The following is a 21,290-nucleotide window of genomic DNA, read 5'->3' as shown; positions in this document are numbered from 1 at the left end:
ACGTCAGACAAAACCGGTCACACCGCAGCTGTTACGACTGAAAAGAGTCGGATATGGGTCTCGAAGAAAAGCTCCCCAGCGGATTTCTACTGACCACTGTCGAGGGCCTGGCAGGATATGCCCGCAAAGGATCACTGTGGCCTGCCACCTTCGGGCTCGCGTGCTGCGCGATCGAGATGATGGCAACCACGTCAGGTCGCTTCGACCTGGCGCGGTTCGGCATGGAGGCATTCCGCGCGTCGCCGCGACAGGCAGACCTTCTGATCGTGGCCGGGCGGGTCAGTCAAAAGATGGGGCCGGTACTTCGTCAGGTCTACGACCAGATGGCCGAGCCGAAATGGGTTCTGGCCATGGGTGTGTGTGCGTCGTCCGGCGGAATGTTCAACAACTACGCAGTGGTACAGGGCGTCGACCACATCGTGCCGGTCGACATCTACTTGCCCGGCTGTCCGCCGCGGCCGGAGATGCTCCTGAACGCGATCATCGAACTGCACCGAAAGATCCAGGAGATGCCCCTCGGCGTGAACCGCGAAGAGGCACGCGCGGCAGCCGAGCGCGCCGCACTGGCATCCACCCCCACCATCGACATGAAGGGGCTTCTGCGATGACCGCGGGCAACAACGGATCGAGGGGGATGTTCGGGGTCCGCGGCAGTGGTGACACCTCGGGCTACAGCCGGCTCGCCCCGCCGATCTCAGTAGAGGACAAGGCCTCTCGACCGTTCGGTGGATACTTCGACGAAGTTGCGGACTCCTTGGATGCCGCATTGCGCAGCGCGGGCAGCACTTTCACCGATGCAATCGAGCGGGTAGTGATCTTTCGAGACGAGATGACGCTGCATGTCGAACGGTCTCACCTCCCGCAGGTCGCGCGCAGACTGCGCGACGAATCGGAACTGCGCTTCGAACTTTGCCTGGGTGTCGATGGAGTCCACTATCCGCAGGACACCGGTCGCGAGCTCCACGCCGTATATCCATTTGCTTCGATCACGCACAACCGCCGGATCAGACTGGAAGTGTCCGTGCCGGACTCCGATCCACATATTCCGTCCATCGTCGGGATATACCCCACCAACGATTGGCACGAGCGTGAGACCTACGACTTCTTCGGGATCGTCTTCGACGGTCACCCGGCCCTGACCCGTATCGAGATGCCCGACGACTGGAAGGGCCACCCACAGCGCAAGGACTATCCGCTCGGCGGTATCCCGGTCGAGTACAAGGGCGCCCAGACTCCTCCACCCGACGAGCGTAGGTCGTACAACTGATGAACGAGACGACAGGAAGCAACTCCGGTGCCACGACGGAAACCGTCGTCACAGCATCGGGTCAGGACTGGGACGACATCGTCACCGCGGCCGCTCGCCAGCGAACCGGCGAGGCCGAACGGATCGTGGTCAACATGGGCCCGCAGCATCCGTCCACTCACGGCGTCTTGCGCCTCATTCTCGAAATCGAGGGTGAGACAGTCGTGGAAGCTCGGTGTGGAATCGGCTACCTGCACACCGGAATCGAAAAGAATCTCGAATACCGGAACTGGACGCAGGGCGTCACTTTCGTTACTCGAATGGACTACCTGTCACCGTTCTTCAACGAAACCGCGTACTGCCTCGGAGTCGAAAAACTTCTCGACATCACCGACGACATTCCCGAGCGAGCCACCGTCATTCGCGTGATGATGATGGAGCTCAATCGAATCTCGTCGCACCTTGTCGCCCTGGCAACCGGTGGAATGGAACTGGGCGCCGTGACGGCGATGCTGTTCGGATTCCGCGAACGCGAATTGATTCTGGACGTGTTCGAGACGATCACCGGACTGCGGATGAATCACGCCTACATCAGGCCTGGTGGTCTCGCTCAGGATCTACCCGACGGGTCGGTCGCGAAGGTACGAGAACTGTTGAAGGTCCTACCGAAACGGTTGCGTGACGTCGAACTGATGCTCAGCGACAACTCCATCTGGAAAGCCCGCACCCAGGGAATCGGATATCTCGATCTCACCGGCTGCATGGCGCTCGGCGTGACGGGGCCGGTCCTACGCGCCACGGGTCTCCCCCACGATCAGCGTCGAGCGCAGCCCTACTGCGGCTACGAGAACTACGAGTTCGACGTCGTGACGCACGACGGATCCGATTGCTACGGAAGGTACGTCATCCGTGTAGAGGAGATGAAGGAGTCCCTCAAGATCGTCGAGCAGTGCCTCGACAAACTGCAACCGGGGCCGGTCATGGTGGACGACAAGAAGATCGCCTGGCCTGCCGATCTCGCTGTCGGACCGGATGGCCTCGGCAATTCGCAGAAGCACATCGCCAAGATCATGGAGTCGTCCATGGAGGGTCTGATTCACCATTTCAAACTGGTCACCGAAGGAATCCGCGTGCCGCCCGGCCAGGTGTACGTCGCCGTCGAGTCCCCGCGTGGCGAGTTGGGTGTGCACATGGTCAGCGACGGGGGAACCCGGCCGTACCGCATCCATTTCCGGGATCCGTCATTCACCAACCTTCAAGCGGTAGCGGCGATGTGCGAGGGAGGCATGGTGTCCGACGTGATCGCCTCGGTTGCCAGTATCGATCCCGTCATGGGCGGAGTGGACCGATGACCGGCCCGAACGGCTCGTCACGGGTGTTCATCGAACTCGGGCCGCGCCCGGACGAGCCCACGCAACTGGTACGCCCTGGCGCACGATCGAGTTATCCGCCTGACGTACTCGCCCGACTCGACGCCGATGCCGAAACCGTCATCGCTCGTTACCGTGAGCCTGACGCCGCGGCGACCACCAGTCGATCAGCCCTCCTGCCGCTCCTTCATCTCGTGCAGTCCGAGGACGGGTACATCACCCCGGCCGGGATCGATTTCTGCAGTGCCAAGCTGGGTTTGACCGGCGCCGAGGTTGCCGCCGTTTCCACCTTCTACTCGATGTATCGCCGTGGTCCGACGGGTGAGTATCTGGTCGGAGTCTGCACCAACACGCTGTGCGCGATCATGGGCGGAGACGACATCCTCGCAGCACTCGAAGAGCATCTCGGGTCAGCAGGCTCCAGAGACGAAGGCGGACACTCCATCTCGACGTCCGACGGCAAGATCACCCTCGAACACATCGAGTGCAATGCGGCGTGCGACTACGCCCCCGTCATGATGATCAACTGGGAGTTCTTCGACAACCAGACTCCGGAATCGGCGCGCTCACTCGTCGATGCGCTCCGCGCCGGAGAGCGCGTGACACCCAGTCGCGGTGCCACACTGTGTTCGTTCCGACAGACCGCACGCACCTTGGCCGGGTTCCCGGATACGCGAATCGAAGCAGCCGAAGCACAAACAATCGGCGGGGCAACTCTTGCCGGACTGCGTATCAGCCGATCTCACGACGACAACCCACCCGGCTCGGCCTCAGCAGCCGACGCTCCCGGCGAAGGGAAGTGACATGACACTCGCCCCCGTCCTGAGTCGCTACTGGGATCAACCGAACTCGTGGACTCTCGACAGCTACCTTCGTCACGACGGCTACCAAGCCCTACGCAAAGCGCTAGCCATGTCCCCCGACGCCGTGATCGAAACGGTCAAGGACGCGGGCCTTCGTGGGCGCGGTGGCGCCGGTTTCCCGACGGGCCTCAAGTGGAGTTTCATCCCACAGAGCACCGAAGACAAGCCAGGAGACGGCAAGCCTCACTATCTCGTCGTCAATGCCGACGAGTCCGAACCGGGCACATGCAAGGACATGCCGTTGATGATGGCGACCCCACACACGTTGGTCGAGGGAGTCATCATCGCGGCGTATGCAATTCGAGCGGCCAAGGCGTTCATCTACGTCCGGGGCGAGGTGGTCCCGGTCCTGCGACGTCTGCAGACCGCCGTGGCCGAGGCCTACGCGGCCGGATACCTGGGCCGCAACATCCTCGGTTCGGGATTCGACTTGGATCTCGTCGTGCACGCCGGAGCAGGCGCGTACATCTGTGGTGAGGAGACAGCCCTCCTCGATTCGTTGGAGGGACGACGCGGTCAGCCTCGACTGCGGCCGCCATTCCCCGCCGTCGCCGGCCTCTACGCCTGCCCGACCGTCGTCAACAACGTCGAGTCCATCGCGAGTGTGCCGTCGATCGTCCTGGGCGGCCCGGAGTGGTTCCGGTCGATGGGAAGCGAGAAGTCGCCGGGGTTCACGTTGTACTCGCTCTCTGGTCATGTCACCACTCCCGGCCAGTACGAGGCGCCGCTCGGCATCACGTTGCGAGAACTTCTCGACTACGCGGGCGGCGTTCGCACCGGGCACACCCTCAAGTTCTGGACTCCCGGCGGATCCTCGACTCCGATCTTCACCGACGAACATCTCGATGTCCCACTCGACTACGAGGGTGTCGGCGCGGCGGGATCGATGCTCGGCACCAAGGCACTGCAGATATTCGACGACACAACCTGCATCGTGCGCGCGGTGCTGCGGTGGACCGAGTTCTACGCCCACGAATCTTGCGGTAAATGCACGCCGTGCCGCGAAGGCACGTACTGGCTGGTGCAGATCCTGCGGCGACTCGAAGGCGGAACAGGTACTGAAGCTGATCTCACCAAACTTCTCGACATCTCGGACACCATCCTCGGAAAATCCTTCTGCGCGTTGGGCGACGGAGCGACCAGCCCGATCATGTCCTCCCTGAAGTACTTCCGCGAGGAATACGTAGCGCATTTCGACGGCAACGGATGCCCTTTCGATCCTCGCCGGTCCGTTCTCGCGACAGGAGCGTTCGTCTCATGACTGCAGCCGACGCTACCAAGAACGACGCCACCAAGACCGACACGGCACCGCCCACTGATCTGGTCACCCTCACCATCGACGGCCGGGAACTCCAGGTACCCAAGGGCACGTTGATCATTCGCGCTGCAGAGATGATCGGCACACAGATTCCGCGGTTCTGCGATCATCCTCTTCTGGACCCGGTCGGGGCGTGCCGACAGTGCATCGTGGAGGTCGAAGGTCAACGCAAGCCGGTGGCGTCCTGCACGACACCGGTTGCGGACGGAATGGTCGTCACCACACAGCTCACGTCACCGGTGGCGGAGAAGGCGCAGCGCGGGGTGATGGAACTCCTGCTCATCAACCACCCTCTGGACTGCCCCGTGTGCGACAAGGGCGGCGAGTGTCCGCTTCAAAACCAGGCGATGTCGACCGGTCGCACCGAATCCCGGTTCGGTGAGGAGAAAAGGACCTACCCCAAGCCCATCCCACTCTCGTCCGAAATCCTCCTCGACCGCGAGCGTTGCGTCCTCTGCGCCAGATGCACACGGTTTTCGGGCCAGATCGCCGGCGACCCGTTCATCGATCTCCTCGAGCGCGGCGCGCTTCAACAGGTCGGGATCTACGCCAACGAGCCCTTCGAGTCCTACTTCTCGGGCAACACCATCCAGGTGTGCCCGGTCGGCGCGCTTACCAGTACGGCATACCGATTCCGGGCGCGACCGTTCGATCTGGTGTCCAGCCCCAGCGTGTGTGAACACTGCGCCGACGGATGTGCTCAGCGCACGGACCACCGTCGCGGAAAGGTTCTCCGCCGTCTCGCCGGGGACGACCCCGAAATCAACGAGGAATGGAACTGCGACAAGGGCCGTTTCGCATTCACGTACACGACCCAAGGTGATCGGATCACCACTCCCCTGATCCGCAACGCTGACGGCGAATTGATTCCGGCGTCGTGGCCCATGGCACTCGACCTCGTTGCGCGATCCTTCGCGCAGGCCCGCGGTGACGCAGGCGTACTCGTCGGCGGACGCTCTACCTTGGAGGACGCCTACGCCTACGGCAAGTTCGCGCGAGTTGCTCTCGCTACCAACAACATCGACTTCCGAATCCGTGCTCATTCTGCCGAAGAGGCAGGTTTCCTCTCAGCACACGTCGCCGGCCGCACACTCGAAGAGTCGGTAACGTACCAGGACCTCGAGTCGGCCCCGGCCGCATTGCTGGTAGCTCTCGAGCCCGAGGAGGAGTCACCGATCATCTTCCTGCGGCTACGCAAGGCCGCACGTTTCGGCAAGACGACGGTGCTCTCCAGCGCGCCATTCGCTACGCGCGGCCTGCAGAAGATGGGCGGCTCTTTGCTTCGGACCGTACCCGGAAGTGAAGCAGCTCTGATGGATTCGTTGTCTCACCCCAGCAGTGAGGAGGGCCAGCTGCTCCGGCAGCCCGGTGCAGTGATCCTGTTGGGCGAACGACTCAGTGAGGTGGCGGGCGGCTTCGCCGCGGCGGTACGTCTCGCCGAAGCGACAGGAGCTTGTTTGGCTTGGGTCCCACGCCGCGCTGGTGATCGCGGCGCCGTCGAGGCCGGCGCACTACCGGGATTGCTTCCCGGCGGACGCCCCGTTGCGGACCCGGCAGCACGTCAGGAGGTGGAATCAGTGTGGGGGGTCTCCATCCCGGCATCCGACGGGCGCGACGCCGCGAGTCTGCTGGATCCGGGGCAGACGACTGCTGCCCTTCTTGTCGGCGGCGTCGAATTGAGTGATCTCCCGAACCCGGCGAAGGCAAGGGCCGCGATCGAAGCAGCAGGTTTCGTGGTGAGTTTGGAGATCCGTCACAGCGGAGTCACCGAACTCGCCGACGTCGTCTTCCCTGTGGCGCCGGTCGCCGAGAAGCCCGGAACCTTCCTCGATTGGGAAGGCCGCGAGCGCGTGTTCGACACCGCATTGAGAACGACAGGAGTGATGCCGGATCAGCGCGTCCTTCACGCGATCGCAGCCGAGATGAGCATCGATCTGGGCCTACCCGACGCAGATTCCGCACGCTCGGAGATACACCGCCTCGGCGCGCGGTCCGGATCGCGCCCCACCTCGCCTCAGGTCCCGCCAGGCACCATGCCCACACCGGCACTGGGCGAGGCAGTGTTGTCGAGTTGGCGAATGTTGCTCGACAACGGCCGATTGCAAGACGGCGAGCCCAACCTGGCGGGTACGGCACGGCTCCCACTCGTGCGTTTGTCTGCCGAGACCGCTGCCGAGATCGGCGCCGACAACGGCGATCACGTTGCGGTGTCGACTGAATCCGGTTCCATCACATTACCGTTGGAGATCACCGAACTCCCGCCTCGAACAGTCTGGCTCCCACTCAATTCACCGGGTAGCACGATCTACGAAACGCTCTGCGTTACCGCGGGTTCCGTGGTGAAGATTGCGAAGGCGGGAGCGCAATGACCACCCACGAGTACGGGACCGTGGCAGCTCCGGTCGACCTGTCGGCGTTCGGGCACGACCCGTGGTGGTTGGTGATCGGCAAGGCTCTCGCCATTTTCGTGTTCCTCGTACTCACACCGCTGGTGGCAATTTACGCGGAACGAAAGGTCATGGCACGCATGCAGATGCGTGTCGGACCGAACCGCGTCGGCCCCCGTGGAATGCTCCAGAGTCTCGCTGACGGAATCAAGCTCGCCCTCAAGGAGGGCATCACACCGACCGGCGCCGACAAACCGATTTATCTCCTCGCGCCCGTCATCGCAGTCGTGCCCGCGTTCATGGCCTTTGCCGTCATCCCGTTCGGTCCGCAGGTGTCGATCTTCGGAACCCTTTCACCCCTGCAACTGACCGATCTGCCGGTCGGAGTTCTCTACATCCTCGCCGTGACTTCAATCGGTGTGTACGGGATCGTGCTTGCCGGCTGGTCGTCCGGATCGACGTATCCACTACTGGGCGCACTTCGATCGACCGCGCAGGTCATCTCCTACGAAGTAGCAATGGGGCTGTCCTTCGCCGCAGTCTTCCTCTACGCCGGCACGATGTCCACGTCCGGCATCGTCAGCGCCCAACAAGGTGCCTGGTACGTCTTTCTCCTCCTGCCGTCCTTCCTGATCTACGTGACAGCCATGGTCGGCGAAACCAACAGGGCTCCCTTCGACCTTCCCGAGGCCGAGGGTGAACTGGTGGGTGGGTTCCACACCGAGTACTCCTCACTCAAGTTCGCGATGTTCATGCTGGCCGAGTACGTGAACATGGTGACGGTGTCCGCTCTGGCCACGACACTGTTCCTGGGCGGGTGGCACGCACCGTTCCCGTTCAACCTGTGGGACGGCGCCAATTCCGGTTGGTGGCCGGTGCTGTGGTTTGTCGCCAAGGTGTGGGGCTTCCTCTTCGTCTTCATCTGGTTGCGCAGCACGCTTCCTCGATTGCGCTACGACCAGTTCATGAATCTCGGATGGAAGATTCTCATCCCCGCTGCCTTGGTGTGGGTGATGGTGATCGCGACCGTTCGTGCGTTCCGCAACGAGGGTTACAACACCTGGGTCGTACTTCTCTGCGTCGCACTGGTTCTCGGAGCTGCGCTCCTGATCGTGTTGGCCGGGACTTACCGCAGCCGACGCCGTACTGCCGCGTTGGTGCCCGATTCGGGGACCCGGCCTTTCGATGCAATGTCGGGCGGCTTCCCGGTTCCACCCCTACCTGGTCAAACGCTGCCGACCCGAAAACTACCGGGTCAGAACGTGCCACCGCCGCGGCGGACAGATGTTTCCGACACATCGGAGGACTCCCATGCCTGATTTCCTCGGACCTATCGCGGGTTTCGGAGTGACGCTCTCGACAATGTTCAAGAAACCCGAGACCGAGTTCTATCCGGAGGAGAAGCGGCCCACCGCGCCCGGATACCACGGTCGCCATCAACTCAACCGGTATGCGGACGGACTCGAGAAGTGCATCGGTTGCGAACTGTGTGCCTGGGCCTGCCCCGCCGACGCGATCTATGTCGAGGGTGCTGACAACACCGAAGAAGAACGGTTCTCCCCCGGCGAGCGTTACGGGCGGGTGTATCAGATCAACTACCTGCGGTGCATCGGCTGTGGCCTCTGCGTCGAGGCTTGCCCCACTCGGGCTCTCACCATGACCAACGAGTACGAGATGACCGACGACAACCGAGCCGGGTTGATCTACGAGAAGGACCGCCTTCTCGCGCCCCTGAAACCCGACATGGCAGCGCCACCACACGCGCTGCGTCCCGGCACAACTCAGGACGACTACTACCGCGGCGACATCACAGCAGCTCCCGAACAGGCAGTACCCGAGCAAGAGCCGAACCCGGAGACCGAGAAATGATCGCGGCGGTCACGACTACGATCCTGGCGGAGGGAACGATGACATCGACCTCCACCGGCGAGGCGGTGCAGTTCTGGATCCTCGGAACCCTTGCGGTGATCAGCGCTTTGGGTGTGGTCGCCGCCCCCAAGGCCGTCTACTCTGCGCTCTTCCTTGCAATGACGATGATCATCCTGGCCGTCTTCTACATCGTGCAGGGCGCACTGTTCCTCGGTGTCGTCCAGATCGTCGTCTATACCGGCGCAGTGATGATGTTGTTCCTGTTCGTCCTGATGCTGGTCGGCGTGGATTCTTCGGACTCCTTGGTCGAAACGCTACGGGGACAACGCGTCAGCGCGATCGTGATCGGCGTCGGATTCGGGCTACTCCTTATCGGCGGCCTCGGAAATGCGTCGATCTCGGGGTTCACCGGATTCACCGGACTCGACCAGGGCAACATCGACGCTCTCGCCGATCTCATCTTCATCCGCTACGTATGGGCCTTCGAACTGACCGGCGCACTGCTGATCACGGCGACACTTGGCGCGATGATGCTCGCGCATCGGGAGAAGATCGGATCCACGCTCAGCCAACGCGAACTCTCGCAGCAACGATTCGCGTACCTGGGCAGCGATGAGAGCAATCCCGACAAGGGCTCGGCCACTCCCCTCCCCAGTCCCGGCGTGTACGCACGTCACAACGCAGTGGACATGCCGGCACTGTTGCCCGACGGAACGTTCTCGACGCTCTCCGTCAGCAGCGCACTCACTCCGCGTTCCCCGGATCCGAGTACCGGTGAGGAGTCTGCGCGATGAATCCCGAGAATTACCTGTATCTGTCGGTCCTGTTGTTCACCATCGGGGCTGCGGGAGTCCTCCTGCGACGCAACGCCATCGTGGTGTTCATGTGTATCGAATTGATGCTCAACGCCGCGAACCTGGCATTCGTGACCTTCGCGCGCATGCACGGCAATCTGGACGGCCAGATCTTCGCCTTCTTCACGATGGTGGTAGCTGCGGCCGAAGTAGTCGTCGGCTTGGCAATCATCATGATCATCTTCCGATCTCGGCGTTCTGTATCCGTCGACGACGCAGACCTGCTGAAGTACTGACATGTCAGGAGGAATCACGTCCGCCATCTGGTTGCTCCCCGCCCTGCCCCTGTGCGGCGCCGCTGTCCTGTTGCTGGCGGGTCGTCGCACGAACGCGTGGGGCCACCTATTCGCCCGCGTCATGACACTCGCGTCGTTTGTCGTCGCAGTGGTGTCTTTCATCGCCATGCTCGGCCGCGACACCGCCGACCGCACCGTCACCGAGCACCTGTTCAGTTGGGTCCCGGTCGACAGTCTTCAGGTCGAGTTCGGACTGCAGCTTGATCAACTGTCGATGTGTTTCGTCCTGCTCATCACCGGTGTAGGTTCGCTGATCCACATCTACTCGGTCGGCTACATGGCGCACGACCCCGAGCGTCGTAAGTTCTTCGCCTACCTCAATCTCTTCCTCGCTGCGATGCTGCTCCTCGTGCTCGCCGACAACTTCCTCGGGCTCTACGTCGGCTGGGAAGGCGTCGGTTTGGCGTCGTACCTGCTGATCGGTTTCTGGCAGCACAAGCCGTCGGCGGCGACCGCTGCCAAGAAGGCTTTTGTCGTCAATCGGGTGGGCGACATCGGATTGATGATCGCGATGATGTTGATGTTCAGCACGTTCGGCTCGCTCTCGTTCAGCAGCGTCTTCGCCGACGCGTCTGGTGCAAGCGAAGGTGTCCTGACGGCGCTCGGCCTGATGCTCCTCCTCGCTGCATGCGCGAAGTCGGCGCAGGTGCCACTGCAGTCGTGGCTCGGCGACGCGATGGAGGGCCCCACCCCCGTCTCGGCTCTGATTCACGCGGCCACGATGGTCACGGCCGGCGTCTACCTGATCGTGCGCTCCAATCCGATCTTCGATCTCGCACCCGACGCTCAGCTCGTGGTTGTCATCGTCGGTGCCGTGACGCTGCTGTTCGGTGCGATCATCGGCTGCGCGAAGGACGACATCAAGAAAGCGCTCGCCGCATCGACCATGAGTCAGATCGGATACATGGTCCTGGCAGCGGGTCTCGGACCAGCTGGATACGCCTTCGCAATCCTTCATCTGATCACCCACGGATTCTTCAAGGCAGGCCTGTTCCTCGGTGCGGGTTCGGTGATGCACGCGATGAACGACGAAACCGACATGCGGCGCTACGGCGGACTCCGAGCGTTCATGCCACTGACTTTTGTCACGTTCGGGCTCGGATACCTTGCCATCATCGGTGTTCCGCCGTTTGCCGGGTTCTTCTCCAAGGACAAGATCATCGAGGTTGCGATCGGCGAGGGTGGCGTCAAGGGTGTTGTGCTGGGCATCGTCACCCTGTTGGGTGCGGCCCTCACTGCCTTCTACATGAGCCGCGTGATGCTGATGACCTTCTTCGGGAAGGCCCGCTGGGAGAACCAGAAACCTCACGAATCTCCGGCGGTGATGACGTCTCCGATGATCATCCTGGCGGTGGGGTCCGTCGGCGCCGGGATGCTCCTGACCATCGGGTCCAGCTTGCAGAACTGGCTCGAACCGGTTGTCGGCTCACATCACGTCGAACCGCAGATACCCGCATGGTCGATCACCGCGCTGGCGCTGCTCGCAGTTGCCGCCGGCGTCGCGATTGCGTATCGCGAGTACGCCACCCGGGAGATTCCACTTGTGGCACCGACTCCGGTTTCACCGTTGACCGGTGCGGCTCGCCGCGATCTGTACGGTGACGCCTTCAACGAGACGGTGTTCATGAAGCCCGGACAACAACTCACCAAGTCGTTGGAAGTGTTCGACACCAAGGGAATAGGCGGCGTCGTGGGCAGCTTTGCGGTGGTCGTCACCGGGCTGTCCGCGCTCACGCGGAAGCTACAGACCGGGTTTGTTCGCTCGTACGCGCTGGTGATGTTTGTCGGAGCAACACTCGTGGTCGCGACAATGATGGCGGTGACACTGTGGTGATCGAAGCGGCGGTGAGCGACTCTGTGACCAATACCGGCTTCCCCGCGCTGACGGTGCTCTGGTTGCTTCCGCTCATCGGAGCGGGTGTTGTCCTCGCTCTGCCGGCACGGTCGTACCAATTTGCGAAGTATCTCGCATTGGCTGTGTCCGTGGCAGTCCTGGTGGTCGCCGCCGTTCTCGGAGTTGCGTTCGACCGCGGCGGCGAACAATTTCAATTTGTCGAAAGCCACAGCTGGATACCGGCTTTCGGCACCAGCTACACACTCGGACTCGACGGGATCGCACTCGTTCTGGTTCTTCTCACCGCAGTGCTGGTGCCATTACTACTGATCGCGGGCTGGAACGACGTCCCGGCAGACCCGGCATCACCCAAGAGAATGCCGCACACCTATTTCGCGCTGATCCTTGTTGTCGAGTCCATGGTGATGATTTCGTTCAGCGCCTTGGACATTCTCTTGTTCTACATTTTCTTCGAGGCAATGCTGATACCGATGTATTTCCTCATCGGCGGGTTCGGCGGAGTGGGCAGATCTCGCGCAGCCGTGAAGTTTCTGCTCTACAACCTCCTCGGCGGCCTGGTCATGCTCGCTGCAGTCATCGGCCTGTATGTGGTCACCACGCGCGACGAGAGTCCCTTCGCCAGCGGCACTTTCGACTTCCGGGCGATCGCCTCAGCGGCAAACAGCGGTGAACTCGGTGTTGGACCCGGGGTGCTCAACGCCTTGTTCCTCGGATTCATGTTCGCGTTCGCGGTGAAAGCACCGCTCTGGCCGCTGCACAGTTGGTTGCCGGACTCCGCGGTGGAATCGACTCCGTCGACAGCAGTGTTGATGATGGCGGTCGTGGACAAGGTGGGCACGTTCGCGATGATTCGCTACTGCCTGCAACTGTTCCCGGAGTCGTCGTCGACCTTTGCACCGTGGATCATCACGCTCGCCGTTATCGGGATCGTCTACGGCGCAATACTGGCGATCGCGCAAACAGACGTCATGAGACTGATCGCCTACACGTCGATTTCGCACTTCGGCTTCATCATTCTCGGAATCTTCGCGATGACCAGCCAGAGCCAGGCGGGTTCCGCGCTGTACATGGTCAATCACGGAGTCTCCACTGCGGCTCTGTTCTTGATTGCGGGATTCCTCGTCTCGCAGCGAGGTACTCGATCGATCGCGGCGTACGGCGGCGTCCAGAAAGTTGCACCCGTACTTGCCTGCACATTCCTCGTTGCGGGGTTGGCAACGCTGTCGCTGCCGGGTCTCGCGCCGTTCGTCAGTGAGTTCCTGGTGCTGATCGGGACGTACTCGCGATACCACGTGGCCGCTATCGCGGCGACTGCCGCGCTTGTCCTGTCCGCGATCTACATACTCTGGCTCTACCAGCGCATGATGGGCGGACCTGTGAAGGAAGAGCAGGGAACGATCCGCGACCTCGCTCGACGCGAACTCGTGGTGGTCGCCCCTCTGATCGCACTCCTGTTGCTTCTCGGCATCTACCCCAAGCCTGCCTTGGACGTCATCACTCCTGCAGTGAGCCATACGGTCGTCGACGAGGCTCCGACCCCGCTCGTCGCCGACCACGAAGGAGGTGCCCACAAATGAGTTCCTTCAACGACGTGACCATCCTCGGCTCAGCCGGCACGGCGTCACCCAGTGTCGAATACAGCTTGCTCTCGCCAATGTTGATCGTGTTCGGTGTTGCGGTTGTGGGCGTACTCATCGAGGCATTTGCACCCCGGCGTTTTCGATACCCCGTGCAACTCGTCCTCGGTGTCGCAGGCTTGGCGGCCGCATTCGTGGCAGTGCTTCTGCTCGCCGGCACGCGGTCGACGGCGATGATGGGTTCTGTAGCGGTCGACGGTCCGACCCTTTTCCTGCAGGCCACGATCCTTCTCGTGTCGATCCCCGCAGTACTGCTGATCGCCGAGCGAGGCTCGGGCAACACCGCCGAGGTGATCGCGCAACACGACGCGCTCGGCGGTTTCACCCCTCAAGCGTCGAGCGTCCCCGGAAGTGTTGCGGAACAAGAAGCGGTCAAGGTCGGTATCGCCCAGACCGAGGTCTTTCCGCTCACCCTCTTCGCTGTCGGCGGCATGCTCCTCTTTCCCGCGTCCAACGATCTGCTGACGATGTTCGTTGCGCTCGAAGTGTTCTCACTGCCTCTGTATCTCCTGTGTGGTCTGGCACGCCGACGTCGCCTGCTCTCCCAGGAAGCTGCGCTCAAGTACTTTCTGCTCGGGGCATTTTCGTCGGCGTTCTTCGTTTTCGGAATCGCATTGCTGTACGGCTATGCCGGGACGGTCACGCTCTCCGGTATCGCCGACGCAGCACGCAGCGGGTCGGGTACCGATGCCTTCCTGTGGCTCGGGACAGCACTCGTGGCCGTGGGATTACTGTTCAAAGTCGGTGCCGTGCCGTTCCATTCGTGGATTCCCGATGTCTATCAAGGGGCGCCGACGCCGATCACCAGTTTCATGGCTACCGCGACCAAGATCGCCGCATTCGGTGCCATCCTTCGTGTCTTCTATGTGGCTCTGCCCAACGAGTACGTGAACTGGCGTCCACTGATGTGGGCAGTCGCGATTCTCACGATGGTTGTCGGATCGATCGTCGCTGTTACGCAAACCGATATGAAGCGGATGCTCGCGTATTCGGCCATCGCGCACACCGGATTCATTCTGACCGCTGTGGTTGCGGATTCGGATGCCGGCCTGGCCTCGGCGATGTTCTACCTTCTGGCCTACGGATTCAGCACCGTGGGCGCGTTCGCCGTCGTGAGTCTGGTTCGGGACGCAGACGGTGAGGTCGCGACGCTCTCGCGCTGGGCCGGATTGGGCCGGCGCTCACCGCTGGTCGGAGTTGTGTTTGCACTGTTCCTGTTGGCTTTCGCCGGGATCCCGTTGACCAGTGGGTTCATCGGAAAGTTCGCGGTGTTCAGCGCGGCAGCCGAGGGCGGGGCCGCACCTCTCGTGATCGTCGGCGTCCTGTGCAGCGCGATCGCCGCGTACTTCTACGTGCGAGTGATCGTGTTGATGTTCTTCACCGAATCGGCCGCAGACGCTCCGACCGTCGTGGTACCGAGTGCACTGACCAGCAGTGTGATCGGCCTCGGCGCCGGTGTCACGCTCATCCTCGGCATACTCCCCCAGCCGGCGCTCGACCTCGCCGAGCGTGCAGCGGACTTCCTACACTGAGCCGATGCGTGAATCTGATTGCGACGCCGGACTGCCGAGCACCATCCGGTCGCCATGGTTCGTGGGGTTTTCAGCGGTAGCGATTGTCCATCTGATCCTCAATGCCGCTGATGCTGCGCCCTGGGACGGGATCACCAAGGTCATGCTCGCTCCGATTCTGGCTGCCTGGGTTGTCGCCCGACGCGGACCTCGAATTGTTGCTGCTGCGCTGATTGCCTGTGCTTTCGGAGATTTGTTCCTGATCTGGGAAACCACGTTTGTCATCGGGATGGCAGCCTTCGCGATCGGTCACCTCTGCTTCATCCGATTCTTTCTCTCACACGGCGCGCTTCGGGAGATACGAAGGCGGCCATGGTTTCTGTGCGCTTACACCGTCGCTGGGATCGCTCTTGTGTCGTACACCTGGACCGGTCTCGAACCTGAACTTCGAATTGCCGTCCCCGTGTACGCCGCAATACTGGTGGGAACCGCATCAACCGCACTGACGTACAACTCGATCACCGGTATCGGCGGCGCGCTGTTCCTCACCTCTGACGCCCTCATCCTGCTCGGCCAGGCGAACAAGTGGCAGCCCGCCGCTGCGGGCATCTGGATCATGACGCTGTACATCCTCGCTCTGTTGCTTCTGACAGTGGGAGTTCTCGGCCGGAGTAAGACGCCAAACCGTCCATTAGCTCAGAGGCTGTAAGGATCAGCAACCAGCCGGACATCTCTTCATATGACCCCGAAATCCGAGGAACAACCGCCGCCGAGCGGCGAAGAGCGGTTCACCGCCCTGTGGGACGCCTACGCCGGTCGGGTGTTCGCGTATACCTGTCGCCACGTTGATCATCACAGCGCGCAGGAGGTTGTCTCCGAGACGTTCCTCGTTGCCTGGCGACGCTTGGACGAAGTGCCCGAGCAGGCACTTCCATGGCTGTTGGTGGTGGCTCGAAACACCGTGAACAACAACCGTCGCAGCGTTCGGCGCCTTGACGCGCTCACCGAGAAGATGGGACGCATCGAGCAGATTGCGGCATCGACGCCGGGCGCCGACGTCACTGTCACCGAACGCACGGAACTGCTCGAAGCACTGGCAACACTCACCGTCACCGAACGTGAAGCCCTGCTCCTGACTGCCTGGGACGGGTTGACCGCCACCGAAGCCGCGCGGGTCGCTGGGTGTTCGGTTCCGGCCATGCATGTTCGTCTCTTTCGCGCTCGGCGTCGATTGCGCGCCGGGTTGACTTCAGAGTCCGTCACCGTAATCCCGATGAACACCGCCCGACCTTGCGCTGCCGCCGAACACGGGAGTACCCCATGAGCAAAGATCTGCTGACCACGCTCGAGAAGCTGCGGCCGAGCGATACGGTTTCCGCCGAACTCTGGCCCGAGAACGTCCAAGATGCCGCACGAATCCGAATCATGGCTACCGAAAACAACATTGGGGCAACCAAAGCTCCACGCCGTCGCGTCGGTGCCATCGTTCTCGTCGCGGCGATCTGCGCAGCAGTGGTGGTGGGCTGCGCCGCTGCCACGGGGATGATGCCGAAAGCGTTCACCGACATGTACTCGGGTTGGCAGACGATGCCGGGAACCAACGGCGGAATAGATCCGTCCACCGCCGAGCGGGTCGGGTCCATTCCCGGACCTGACGGAACCTTGTTCAGCGTCTTTGTCGCCCACGGCGCCAATGGCTGGAGGTGCGTCGCCCCGATCTTCGAGTCCGCCGAAGATCTCGATCAGCGAGCACCCTCCGATTTCAGCCACCTTGGAGACAGTTGCTTTCCTGCTGCGGATCCCGATATGTACCCGGAGGAAGCGTCACCATTCGCACTAGGAGGCGGAGCCGGCATCATGGTTGCCGGTCCACACGAGGCAACCTACGACGCAGGGGCGGGAGGTGCTGTCCGAGCCGAACTTCACACCGCAGACGGCCAGATCTATCCGACAATTCTTGCCGAAGACCGCTTCTACGGATGGATTCCCCTGTCGCTCACGTCCCCTCGTCCAACCCTCGTCGGATATGCCGCAGACGGGACGGTCGTCGGCACCCGGTGAGCTGTCGGTACCCTCGAAAGATGACTGCACACGCCCCGAACGAGCGCATCCCCAGCCAGTGGGAAGAGATCACTGCAGCCGACTCGACGCATTCCACACGATATGTCGAGCGTTTCCGTTCCATGAGAGCGGACGGCAAGGACATTGTCGGGGAAGCACGTTTGATCGACGCGATGCTCGGACGCGGTGGCCGGGTTCTCGATGCAGGGTGCGGGCCTGGCCGACTCGGCGGTTATCTGCACGACGTCGGGCATGTGGTTGTCGGAGTCGATGTCGACCCGGTCCTCATCGCTGCCGCGGAGGAGGACCATCCCGGCCCTACGTGGCTTGTCGGCGATCTCGCCGAACTCGATCTGCCGGCCCGCGGTGTCGAGGCAGATTTCGACGTCATCGTGTCGGCAGGCAACGTGATGGCGTTTCTCGCCCCGTCCACCAGGCAAGCAGTACTGGCGGGATTCGCTCGTCATCTCGCTCCGAGCGGCCGAGTAGTCATCGGATTCGGTGCCGGCCGTGGCTACGAGTTCCCCGAGTTTCTCGCCGACGCGACCGCGAGTGGCCTCGAGGCTGATCTGCTGCTCTCCACGTGGGATCTTCGCCCGTTCAAGGAGGATTCCGAATTCCTGGTCGCGGTGTTCTCCCGCGCCTGACCCGGCACTTCCCCGCACTCCCTGCGATCCGTCACACGGCGATCAACTCACCCTGATCACAATGGTGGCGACTGTTGTTCACTACGAACATAATTGGATCAATGCGGGTGTGGCCGAGCGGCAAGGCAGCGGTCTGCAAAACCGTCCACGCAGGTTCGACTCCTGCCATCCGCTCCCCTTGCGAACCAGCGACTCATGTCGCAACCCCCACCTAGGAATGACATTCGGTGCACGCAACCTGCATCGCTCCGCTCCGTCTCCGCGCACATGGCTCCGGACAGTTACCCTCGATCGATGCACCCTCTCCCCGAGACAGGACAGTTACCTCCCGGACCGATGGCTTTGCAAGTGGAACACCTCTGCATGGCGTTCGGCGCGAAAGTTGCTGTGAACGACCTTTCTCTTGCGGTGCCCTCAGGTTCGTTGTTCGGTCTGGTGGGCCCGAATGGTGCGGGAAAAACGACCACATTGTCGATGGCTGTCGGATTGCTTCGCCCGCATTACGGTCGCAGCCTGGTGTACGGCTACGACGTGTGGAACGACCCTGTGGCAGCGAAGAGTCTGCTCGGCGTCCTACCCGACGGTCTGGCGCTACCCGCCCAGTTCACCGGTCATGAACTACTCACCTATTTCGGGCGACTGCGCGGTATGCCAGAGGACGTCATCGCGTCACGACGCGACGAACTGTTGGCCGCGCTCGATCTCGCCGATGCAGGTGGAACGGTCATCGCCGATTATTCAGCGGGCATGACGAAGAAAATCGGGTTGGCCTCGGCCTTGTTGCACGGCCCTCGCTTACTGGTACTGGATGAGCCGTTCGAAGCTGTCGACCCCATTTCTTCGGCCGGAATTCGGAGCATTCTGCTCTCGTTCGTCCACTCAGGTGGCTCGGTCATTCTTTCCAGTCACGTGATGGCCCTTGTCGAACAACTGTGTACTCACATCGGAGTCATCGCAGACGGTCGCGTCGTGGCTTCAGGAACGGTCGACGAGGTGCGCGCAGGCAACACTCTCGACGAGGCATTCGTTCGCCTTGTCGGTAGCCGCAGTCCCAATCCCGACGGACTGTCATGGATGCGCGCATGACCACCACCAGCTTTTCACCGACACGCTGGAACCCGTCGGTCTCTGTGTGGCGCACTGTTCTCCGCATGCGCATGACCCTCTACAAACGTCAGTTCACCGGTGGAAGAGCTGTAATCAAGGTCATTGCAGCGTTGTTCGGGGTTCTGGGGGCAGCGCTACTGTGCCTACGAGCTTCGGGAAAGAACGGTGTTTCTCCCGATCTCGTCAGCGGCACAACCAGTCTCGCACTTTCGGCTATCGCCGTGATGTGGATCTTGATGCCGATCATGTCTGGTCTGTCAGATGACAATCTTCACCCCAGACATTTCCAACTACTCCCCCTGGAACCCGTCCGACTCGCCAGAGCACTGTTCTCGACGTCGCTGGTCGGTATGACCGTGCCGATTACCGCGTTGGCTGCAGCAGCGATTCCAATTTATGCCGCTACACACCACCCTGCCGCACTGCCACTGGCCATTATCGCTTGGCCCGCAACGGTCCTGCTCATTGTCGGCACCTCACGGGTCGCGATGCTGGCGATGTCGCAGCTCCTGCGGAGTCGTCGCAGCCGCGAACTGGGACTGTTGGCATTCGGCACGTTCTTCGGCGGACTGTATCTGCTGCAATTTCCGCTGCAGAGTCGCCTCGGCACGGTCGTGGACGGCGACGTCACGTGGCCGCTCACGGTCGCGCATTCGATCCCGTTCGCGTGGGGAATCACCAGTGTCGACGCAGCAGCAGGAGGCGCCTGGCTCCTCGCCGCCGGAGCAGTCCTCGCCCTGGTGCTGGTCGATCTCGCACTGCTGTGGTCATGGCAACGCCTGGTCGTTCGCTACTTCAACGGGAAGGTCGCAGAATCAGCGGGCGCCACTTCCGTGCAATTGAAGAACCAGGGCCGCGACATTCGAACCGGTTGGCGCGCATCCCGACTGGGCACCGTCATCTCTCGCGAGCTTTCGCTCTGGCACGGAGACATGCGCCGACGAACACAACTGCTCTCCGTTGCCATCATGACCTTGGTCTCCGGCTTCGGACCGCTGATCTCGTCATCGATCCCCTTCTCCGCCGCATGGGGTGCCTGGTTCCTGATCTACCTGGCAATGGCAGCCGGATCGAATCTGTACGGATTCGACGGCGCATCGATCTGGCATCTGGTGATGATCCCCGAAGCCGCTGCCGCTGACGTCCGGGGCCGACAACTCGCGTGGGCGATCGTGATGACACCCTTCGTGGTCGTCGCAACAGCTGCTGTACGGATCTTCGGGGACCTCGGGACCGACCGACTGGCCGTGCCGCTCGCCGTCGGCATTTCGATGATGGGAGTCGGTGCAGGACTGGCAGTAGCGATATCCGCCAAAGCCCCCTACCCGGTCCCGGAGATGAAGAAGTCGTTCTCCCTCAACACCCGCGGATCCTTCAACGGCTCGTCCTTCGGACTGATCATTCTCGCCATCGTCATCTTCGCCGCGACAACGGCGCCCGGCGTGCTACTCGGGGCGCTGCTACCGAATCCGGTGAACTATTCCGCCATCCCTGTCGCTGTTGCGATTGGTGCACTTGGTGCTTGGATCGGGGGCCGCGTCGCGATCACCCGTATGCAACGCGAGCCGGATCGGATTCTGTTCGCGGTTACCACCGCATGATCGTTGCCCAGATAGTCCGAGAATTTCTGGGCGTCAGCGCAGTAGCCGCAACTTGCACCAAAAAACTCAGTCTGGGCAATCGGATTATCCGGGATCCAGGTAGCGCAGCTCAACGGGTTCGGTCCTCGCATATCGCCGCCGGGCTTTCGTGACATAGCTTCCGCTCGAGCCGAACCATTGCCCTGGAAACATCGCACCACCAAGATGTTTGGCATGTCCCCGGAACACCACGGTTCCGTACGTGTCGCCGAACGTCCCGGCCGATGCGGGAACTGCGCGCACCCCGCCCCTTCGCTGGAGCGCGGCTGGATCGAGCGCTGCCTCAGGTTCGCACCGCAGCCCGCTCGGTGTGCAGAAATCCTGGTGATGGACCACTACACCGGAGCGATGGAATTCTGCCGGTGCCGACATCCGTTCCACGGGTCCTGATCGCGCCGGATCCTCGAGATCCGCTGTCGAGCCGAGTCCCTCGGCGCCCCGGCTCAACAGCGAAATCACACCTGAATCAGCTCAGCGAGCTCAGCAGCGGCTCGAGAAGCTTGTAGAGCTCGAAGATTCCGATGATCGTTGAAATAGAACCCATGATGATCCTCCGTGATTCGTGAACTTTCCGTGACGTCGCGTCACAGGCAGAAAGCTAACAAACCCGGCATTCAAACGGGGACCTT

20 protein-coding genes and 1 tRNA gene are annotated in these 21,290 nt (G+C 62.0%); 20 read left to right on the top strand and 1 reads right to left on the bottom strand.

The window, feature by feature from the left end; translation table 11 throughout:
* Window positions 1–53: 53 nt before the first annotated feature.
* The 20 genes from ACBG85_RS12880 to ACBG85_RS12785 all read left to right on the top strand — a co-directional run bounded on the left by ACBG85_RS12880 (window position 54) and on the right by ACBG85_RS12785 (window position 20,622).
* On the top strand, window positions 54–608 hold the full coding sequence (locus ACBG85_RS12880) for an NADH-quinone oxidoreductase subunit B family protein (RefSeq protein ID WP_003942234.1): 555 nt from the start codon (window positions 54–56) through the stop codon (window positions 606–608).
* Window positions 605–1,267 (top strand): NADH-quinone oxidoreductase subunit C, encoded by a 663-nt coding sequence (locus ACBG85_RS12875; protein WP_003942167.1) that lies wholly within the window; start codon window positions 605–607, stop codon window positions 1,265–1,267. Before ACBG85_RS12880 ends, ACBG85_RS12875 begins: the two co-directional genes overlap by 4 nt.
* The gene (nuoD, locus tag ACBG85_RS12870; RefSeq protein WP_372027664.1) at window positions 1,267–2,598 is read left to right on the top strand and encodes an NADH dehydrogenase (quinone) subunit D; all 1,332 of its coding nucleotides are present in this window, start codon (window positions 1,267–1,269) and stop codon (window positions 2,596–2,598) included. The genes ACBG85_RS12875 and nuoD overlap by 1 nt, the downstream gene beginning before the upstream one ends.
* A complete protein-coding gene (gene nuoE, locus ACBG85_RS12865) occupies window positions 2,595–3,419 on the top strand; it encodes an NADH-quinone oxidoreductase subunit NuoE (protein ID WP_003942123.1) in 825 nt (274 codons plus the stop codon). Before nuoD ends, nuoE begins: the two co-directional genes overlap by 4 nt.
* A 1-nt stretch (window position 3,420) precedes the next feature.
* Window positions 3,421–4,740 carry an NADH-quinone oxidoreductase subunit NuoF gene (nuoF, locus tag ACBG85_RS12860; RefSeq protein WP_007735149.1) on the top strand — a complete coding sequence of 440 codons (1,320 nt, stop codon included), beginning with the start codon at window positions 3,421–3,423 and terminating at the stop codon, window positions 4,738–4,740.
* Complete coding sequence (locus ACBG85_RS12855) at window positions 4,737–7,166, top strand: NADH-quinone oxidoreductase subunit G (RefSeq protein ID WP_372027661.1); 2,430 nt, start codon at window positions 4,737–4,739, stop codon at window positions 7,164–7,166. The genes nuoF and ACBG85_RS12855 overlap by 4 nt, the downstream gene beginning before the upstream one ends.
* Window positions 7,163–8,503 (top strand): NADH-quinone oxidoreductase subunit NuoH, encoded by a 1,341-nt coding sequence (gene nuoH, locus ACBG85_RS12850; protein ID WP_054827146.1) that lies wholly within the window; start codon window positions 7,163–7,165, stop codon window positions 8,501–8,503. Before ACBG85_RS12855 ends, nuoH begins: the two co-directional genes overlap by 4 nt.
* Window positions 8,496–9,053, top strand: coding sequence for an NADH-quinone oxidoreductase subunit NuoI (nuoI, locus tag ACBG85_RS12845; protein WP_003942192.1), 558 nt, complete (start codon window positions 8,496–8,498; stop codon window positions 9,051–9,053). Before nuoH ends, nuoI begins: the two co-directional genes overlap by 8 nt.
* Window positions 9,050–9,847: an NADH-quinone oxidoreductase subunit J gene (locus ACBG85_RS12840; RefSeq protein WP_165638337.1), complete on the top strand. Its 798-nt coding sequence runs from the start codon at window positions 9,050–9,052 to the stop codon at window positions 9,845–9,847. The genes nuoI and ACBG85_RS12840 overlap by 4 nt, the downstream gene beginning before the upstream one ends.
* Complete coding sequence (nuoK, locus tag ACBG85_RS12835) at window positions 9,844–10,143, top strand: NADH-quinone oxidoreductase subunit NuoK (RefSeq protein WP_003942238.1); 300 nt, start codon at window positions 9,844–9,846, stop codon at window positions 10,141–10,143. The genes ACBG85_RS12840 and nuoK overlap by 4 nt, the downstream gene beginning before the upstream one ends.
* 1 nt (window position 10,144) lies before the next feature.
* Window positions 10,145–12,037, top strand: a complete 1,893-nt coding sequence (nuoL, locus tag ACBG85_RS12830) for an NADH-quinone oxidoreductase subunit L (RefSeq protein WP_372027657.1) — start codon at window positions 10,145–10,147, stop codon at window positions 12,035–12,037.
* A complete protein-coding gene (locus ACBG85_RS12825; protein WP_083057335.1) occupies window positions 12,031–13,635 on the top strand; it encodes an NADH-quinone oxidoreductase subunit M in 1,605 nt (534 codons plus the stop codon). The genes nuoL and ACBG85_RS12825 overlap by 7 nt, the downstream gene beginning before the upstream one ends.
* Window positions 13,632–15,227, top strand: coding sequence for an NADH-quinone oxidoreductase subunit NuoN (gene nuoN / locus ACBG85_RS12820; RefSeq protein WP_003942161.1), 1,596 nt, complete (start codon window positions 13,632–13,634; stop codon window positions 15,225–15,227). The genes ACBG85_RS12825 and nuoN overlap by 4 nt, the downstream gene beginning before the upstream one ends.
* A 4-nt stretch (window positions 15,228–15,231) precedes the next feature.
* Window positions 15,232–15,915, top strand: a complete 684-nt coding sequence (locus ACBG85_RS12815; RefSeq protein WP_054781270.1) for a lysoplasmalogenase — start codon at window positions 15,232–15,234, stop codon at window positions 15,913–15,915.
* A gap of 30 nt (window positions 15,916–15,945) precedes the next feature.
* On the top strand, window positions 15,946–16,530 hold the full coding sequence (locus ACBG85_RS12810; RefSeq protein ID WP_003942139.1) for an RNA polymerase sigma factor: 585 nt from the start codon (window positions 15,946–15,948) through the stop codon (window positions 16,528–16,530).
* The gene (locus ACBG85_RS12805; RefSeq protein ID WP_372027652.1) at window positions 16,527–17,267 is read left to right on the top strand and encodes a hypothetical protein; all 741 of its coding nucleotides are present in this window, start codon (window positions 16,527–16,529) and stop codon (window positions 17,265–17,267) included. The genes ACBG85_RS12810 and ACBG85_RS12805 overlap by 4 nt, the downstream gene beginning before the upstream one ends.
* Before the next feature lie 20 nt (window positions 17,268–17,287).
* The gene (locus ACBG85_RS12800) at window positions 17,288–17,914 is read left to right on the top strand and encodes a trans-aconitate 2-methyltransferase (RefSeq protein WP_372027650.1); all 627 of its coding nucleotides are present in this window, start codon (window positions 17,288–17,290) and stop codon (window positions 17,912–17,914) included.
* 103 nt (window positions 17,915–18,017) lie between these two features.
* Window positions 18,018–18,088: transfer RNA gene (locus ACBG85_RS12795), tRNA-Cys, on the top strand.
* Window positions 18,089–18,208: 120 nt separating this feature from the next.
* The gene (locus ACBG85_RS12790; protein WP_019748159.1) at window positions 18,209–19,000 is read left to right on the top strand and encodes an ABC transporter ATP-binding protein; all 792 of its coding nucleotides are present in this window, start codon (window positions 18,209–18,211) and stop codon (window positions 18,998–19,000) included.
* Entirely contained in the window at window positions 18,997–20,622 is a 1,626-nt protein-coding gene (locus ACBG85_RS12785) for an ABC transporter permease (RefSeq protein WP_372027648.1), read from the top strand. The genes ACBG85_RS12790 and ACBG85_RS12785 overlap by 4 nt, the downstream gene beginning before the upstream one ends.
* Before the next feature lie 84 nt (window positions 20,623–20,706).
* Here ACBG85_RS12785 and ACBG85_RS12780 read toward each other — a convergent pair whose 3' ends face one another.
* Window positions 20,707–21,120, bottom strand: coding sequence for a hypothetical protein (locus ACBG85_RS12780; RefSeq protein WP_372027646.1), 414 nt, complete (start codon window positions 21,118–21,120; stop codon window positions 20,707–20,709).
* Window positions 21,121–21,290 lie beyond the last annotated feature (170 nt).

The organism is Rhodococcus sp. NyZ502, from assembly GCF_041464245.1.
Classification (GTDB): Bacteria; Actinomycetota; Actinomycetes; order Mycobacteriales; family Mycobacteriaceae; genus Rhodococcus_F; species Rhodococcus_F qingshengii.
Note: the sequence above shows the minus strand (reverse complement) of the source record. Positions and strands in the feature narration are given on the sequence as shown.

Coding starts and splice junctions, on each gene's coding strand:
- nuoD (WP_372027664.1), top strand. CDS start 1,267: ATGAACGAGACGACAGGAAGCAACTCCGGTGCCACGACGGAAACCGTC.
- ACBG85_RS12790 (WP_019748159.1), top strand. CDS start 18,209: ATGCACCCTCTCCCCGAGACAGGACAGTTACCTCCCGGACCGATGGCT.
- ACBG85_RS12840 (WP_165638337.1), top strand. CDS start 9,050: ATGATCGCGGCGGTCACGACTACGATCCTGGCGGAGGGAACGATGACA.
- ACBG85_RS12815 (WP_054781270.1), top strand. CDS start 15,232: ATGCGTGAATCTGATTGCGACGCCGGACTGCCGAGCACCATCCGGTCG.
- nuoE (WP_003942123.1), top strand. CDS start 2,595: ATGACCGGCCCGAACGGCTCGTCACGGGTGTTCATCGAACTCGGGCCG.
- ACBG85_RS12875 (WP_003942167.1), top strand. CDS start 605: ATGACCGCGGGCAACAACGGATCGAGGGGGATGTTCGGGGTCCGCGGC.
- nuoH (WP_054827146.1), top strand. CDS start 7,163: ATGACCACCCACGAGTACGGGACCGTGGCAGCTCCGGTCGACCTGTCG.
- ACBG85_RS12810 (WP_003942139.1), top strand. CDS start 15,946: ATGACCCCGAAATCCGAGGAACAACCGCCGCCGAGCGGCGAAGAGCGG.
- nuoN (WP_003942161.1), top strand. CDS start 13,632: ATGAGTTCCTTCAACGACGTGACCATCCTCGGCTCAGCCGGCACGGCG.
- ACBG85_RS12880 (WP_003942234.1), top strand. CDS start 54: ATGGGTCTCGAAGAAAAGCTCCCCAGCGGATTTCTACTGACCACTGTC.
- nuoL (WP_372027657.1), top strand. CDS start 10,145: ATGTCAGGAGGAATCACGTCCGCCATCTGGTTGCTCCCCGCCCTGCCC.
- ACBG85_RS12800 (WP_372027650.1), top strand. CDS start 17,288: ATGACTGCACACGCCCCGAACGAGCGCATCCCCAGCCAGTGGGAAGAG.
- ACBG85_RS12855 (WP_372027661.1), top strand. CDS start 4,737: ATGACTGCAGCCGACGCTACCAAGAACGACGCCACCAAGACCGACACG.
- ACBG85_RS12805 (WP_372027652.1), top strand. CDS start 16,527: ATGAGCAAAGATCTGCTGACCACGCTCGAGAAGCTGCGGCCGAGCGAT.
- nuoI (WP_003942192.1), top strand. CDS start 8,496: ATGCCTGATTTCCTCGGACCTATCGCGGGTTTCGGAGTGACGCTCTCG.
- nuoF (WP_007735149.1), top strand. CDS start 3,421: ATGACACTCGCCCCCGTCCTGAGTCGCTACTGGGATCAACCGAACTCG.
- nuoK (WP_003942238.1), top strand. CDS start 9,844: ATGAATCCCGAGAATTACCTGTATCTGTCGGTCCTGTTGTTCACCATC.
- ACBG85_RS12785 (WP_372027648.1), top strand. CDS start 18,997: ATGACCACCACCAGCTTTTCACCGACACGCTGGAACCCGTCGGTCTCT.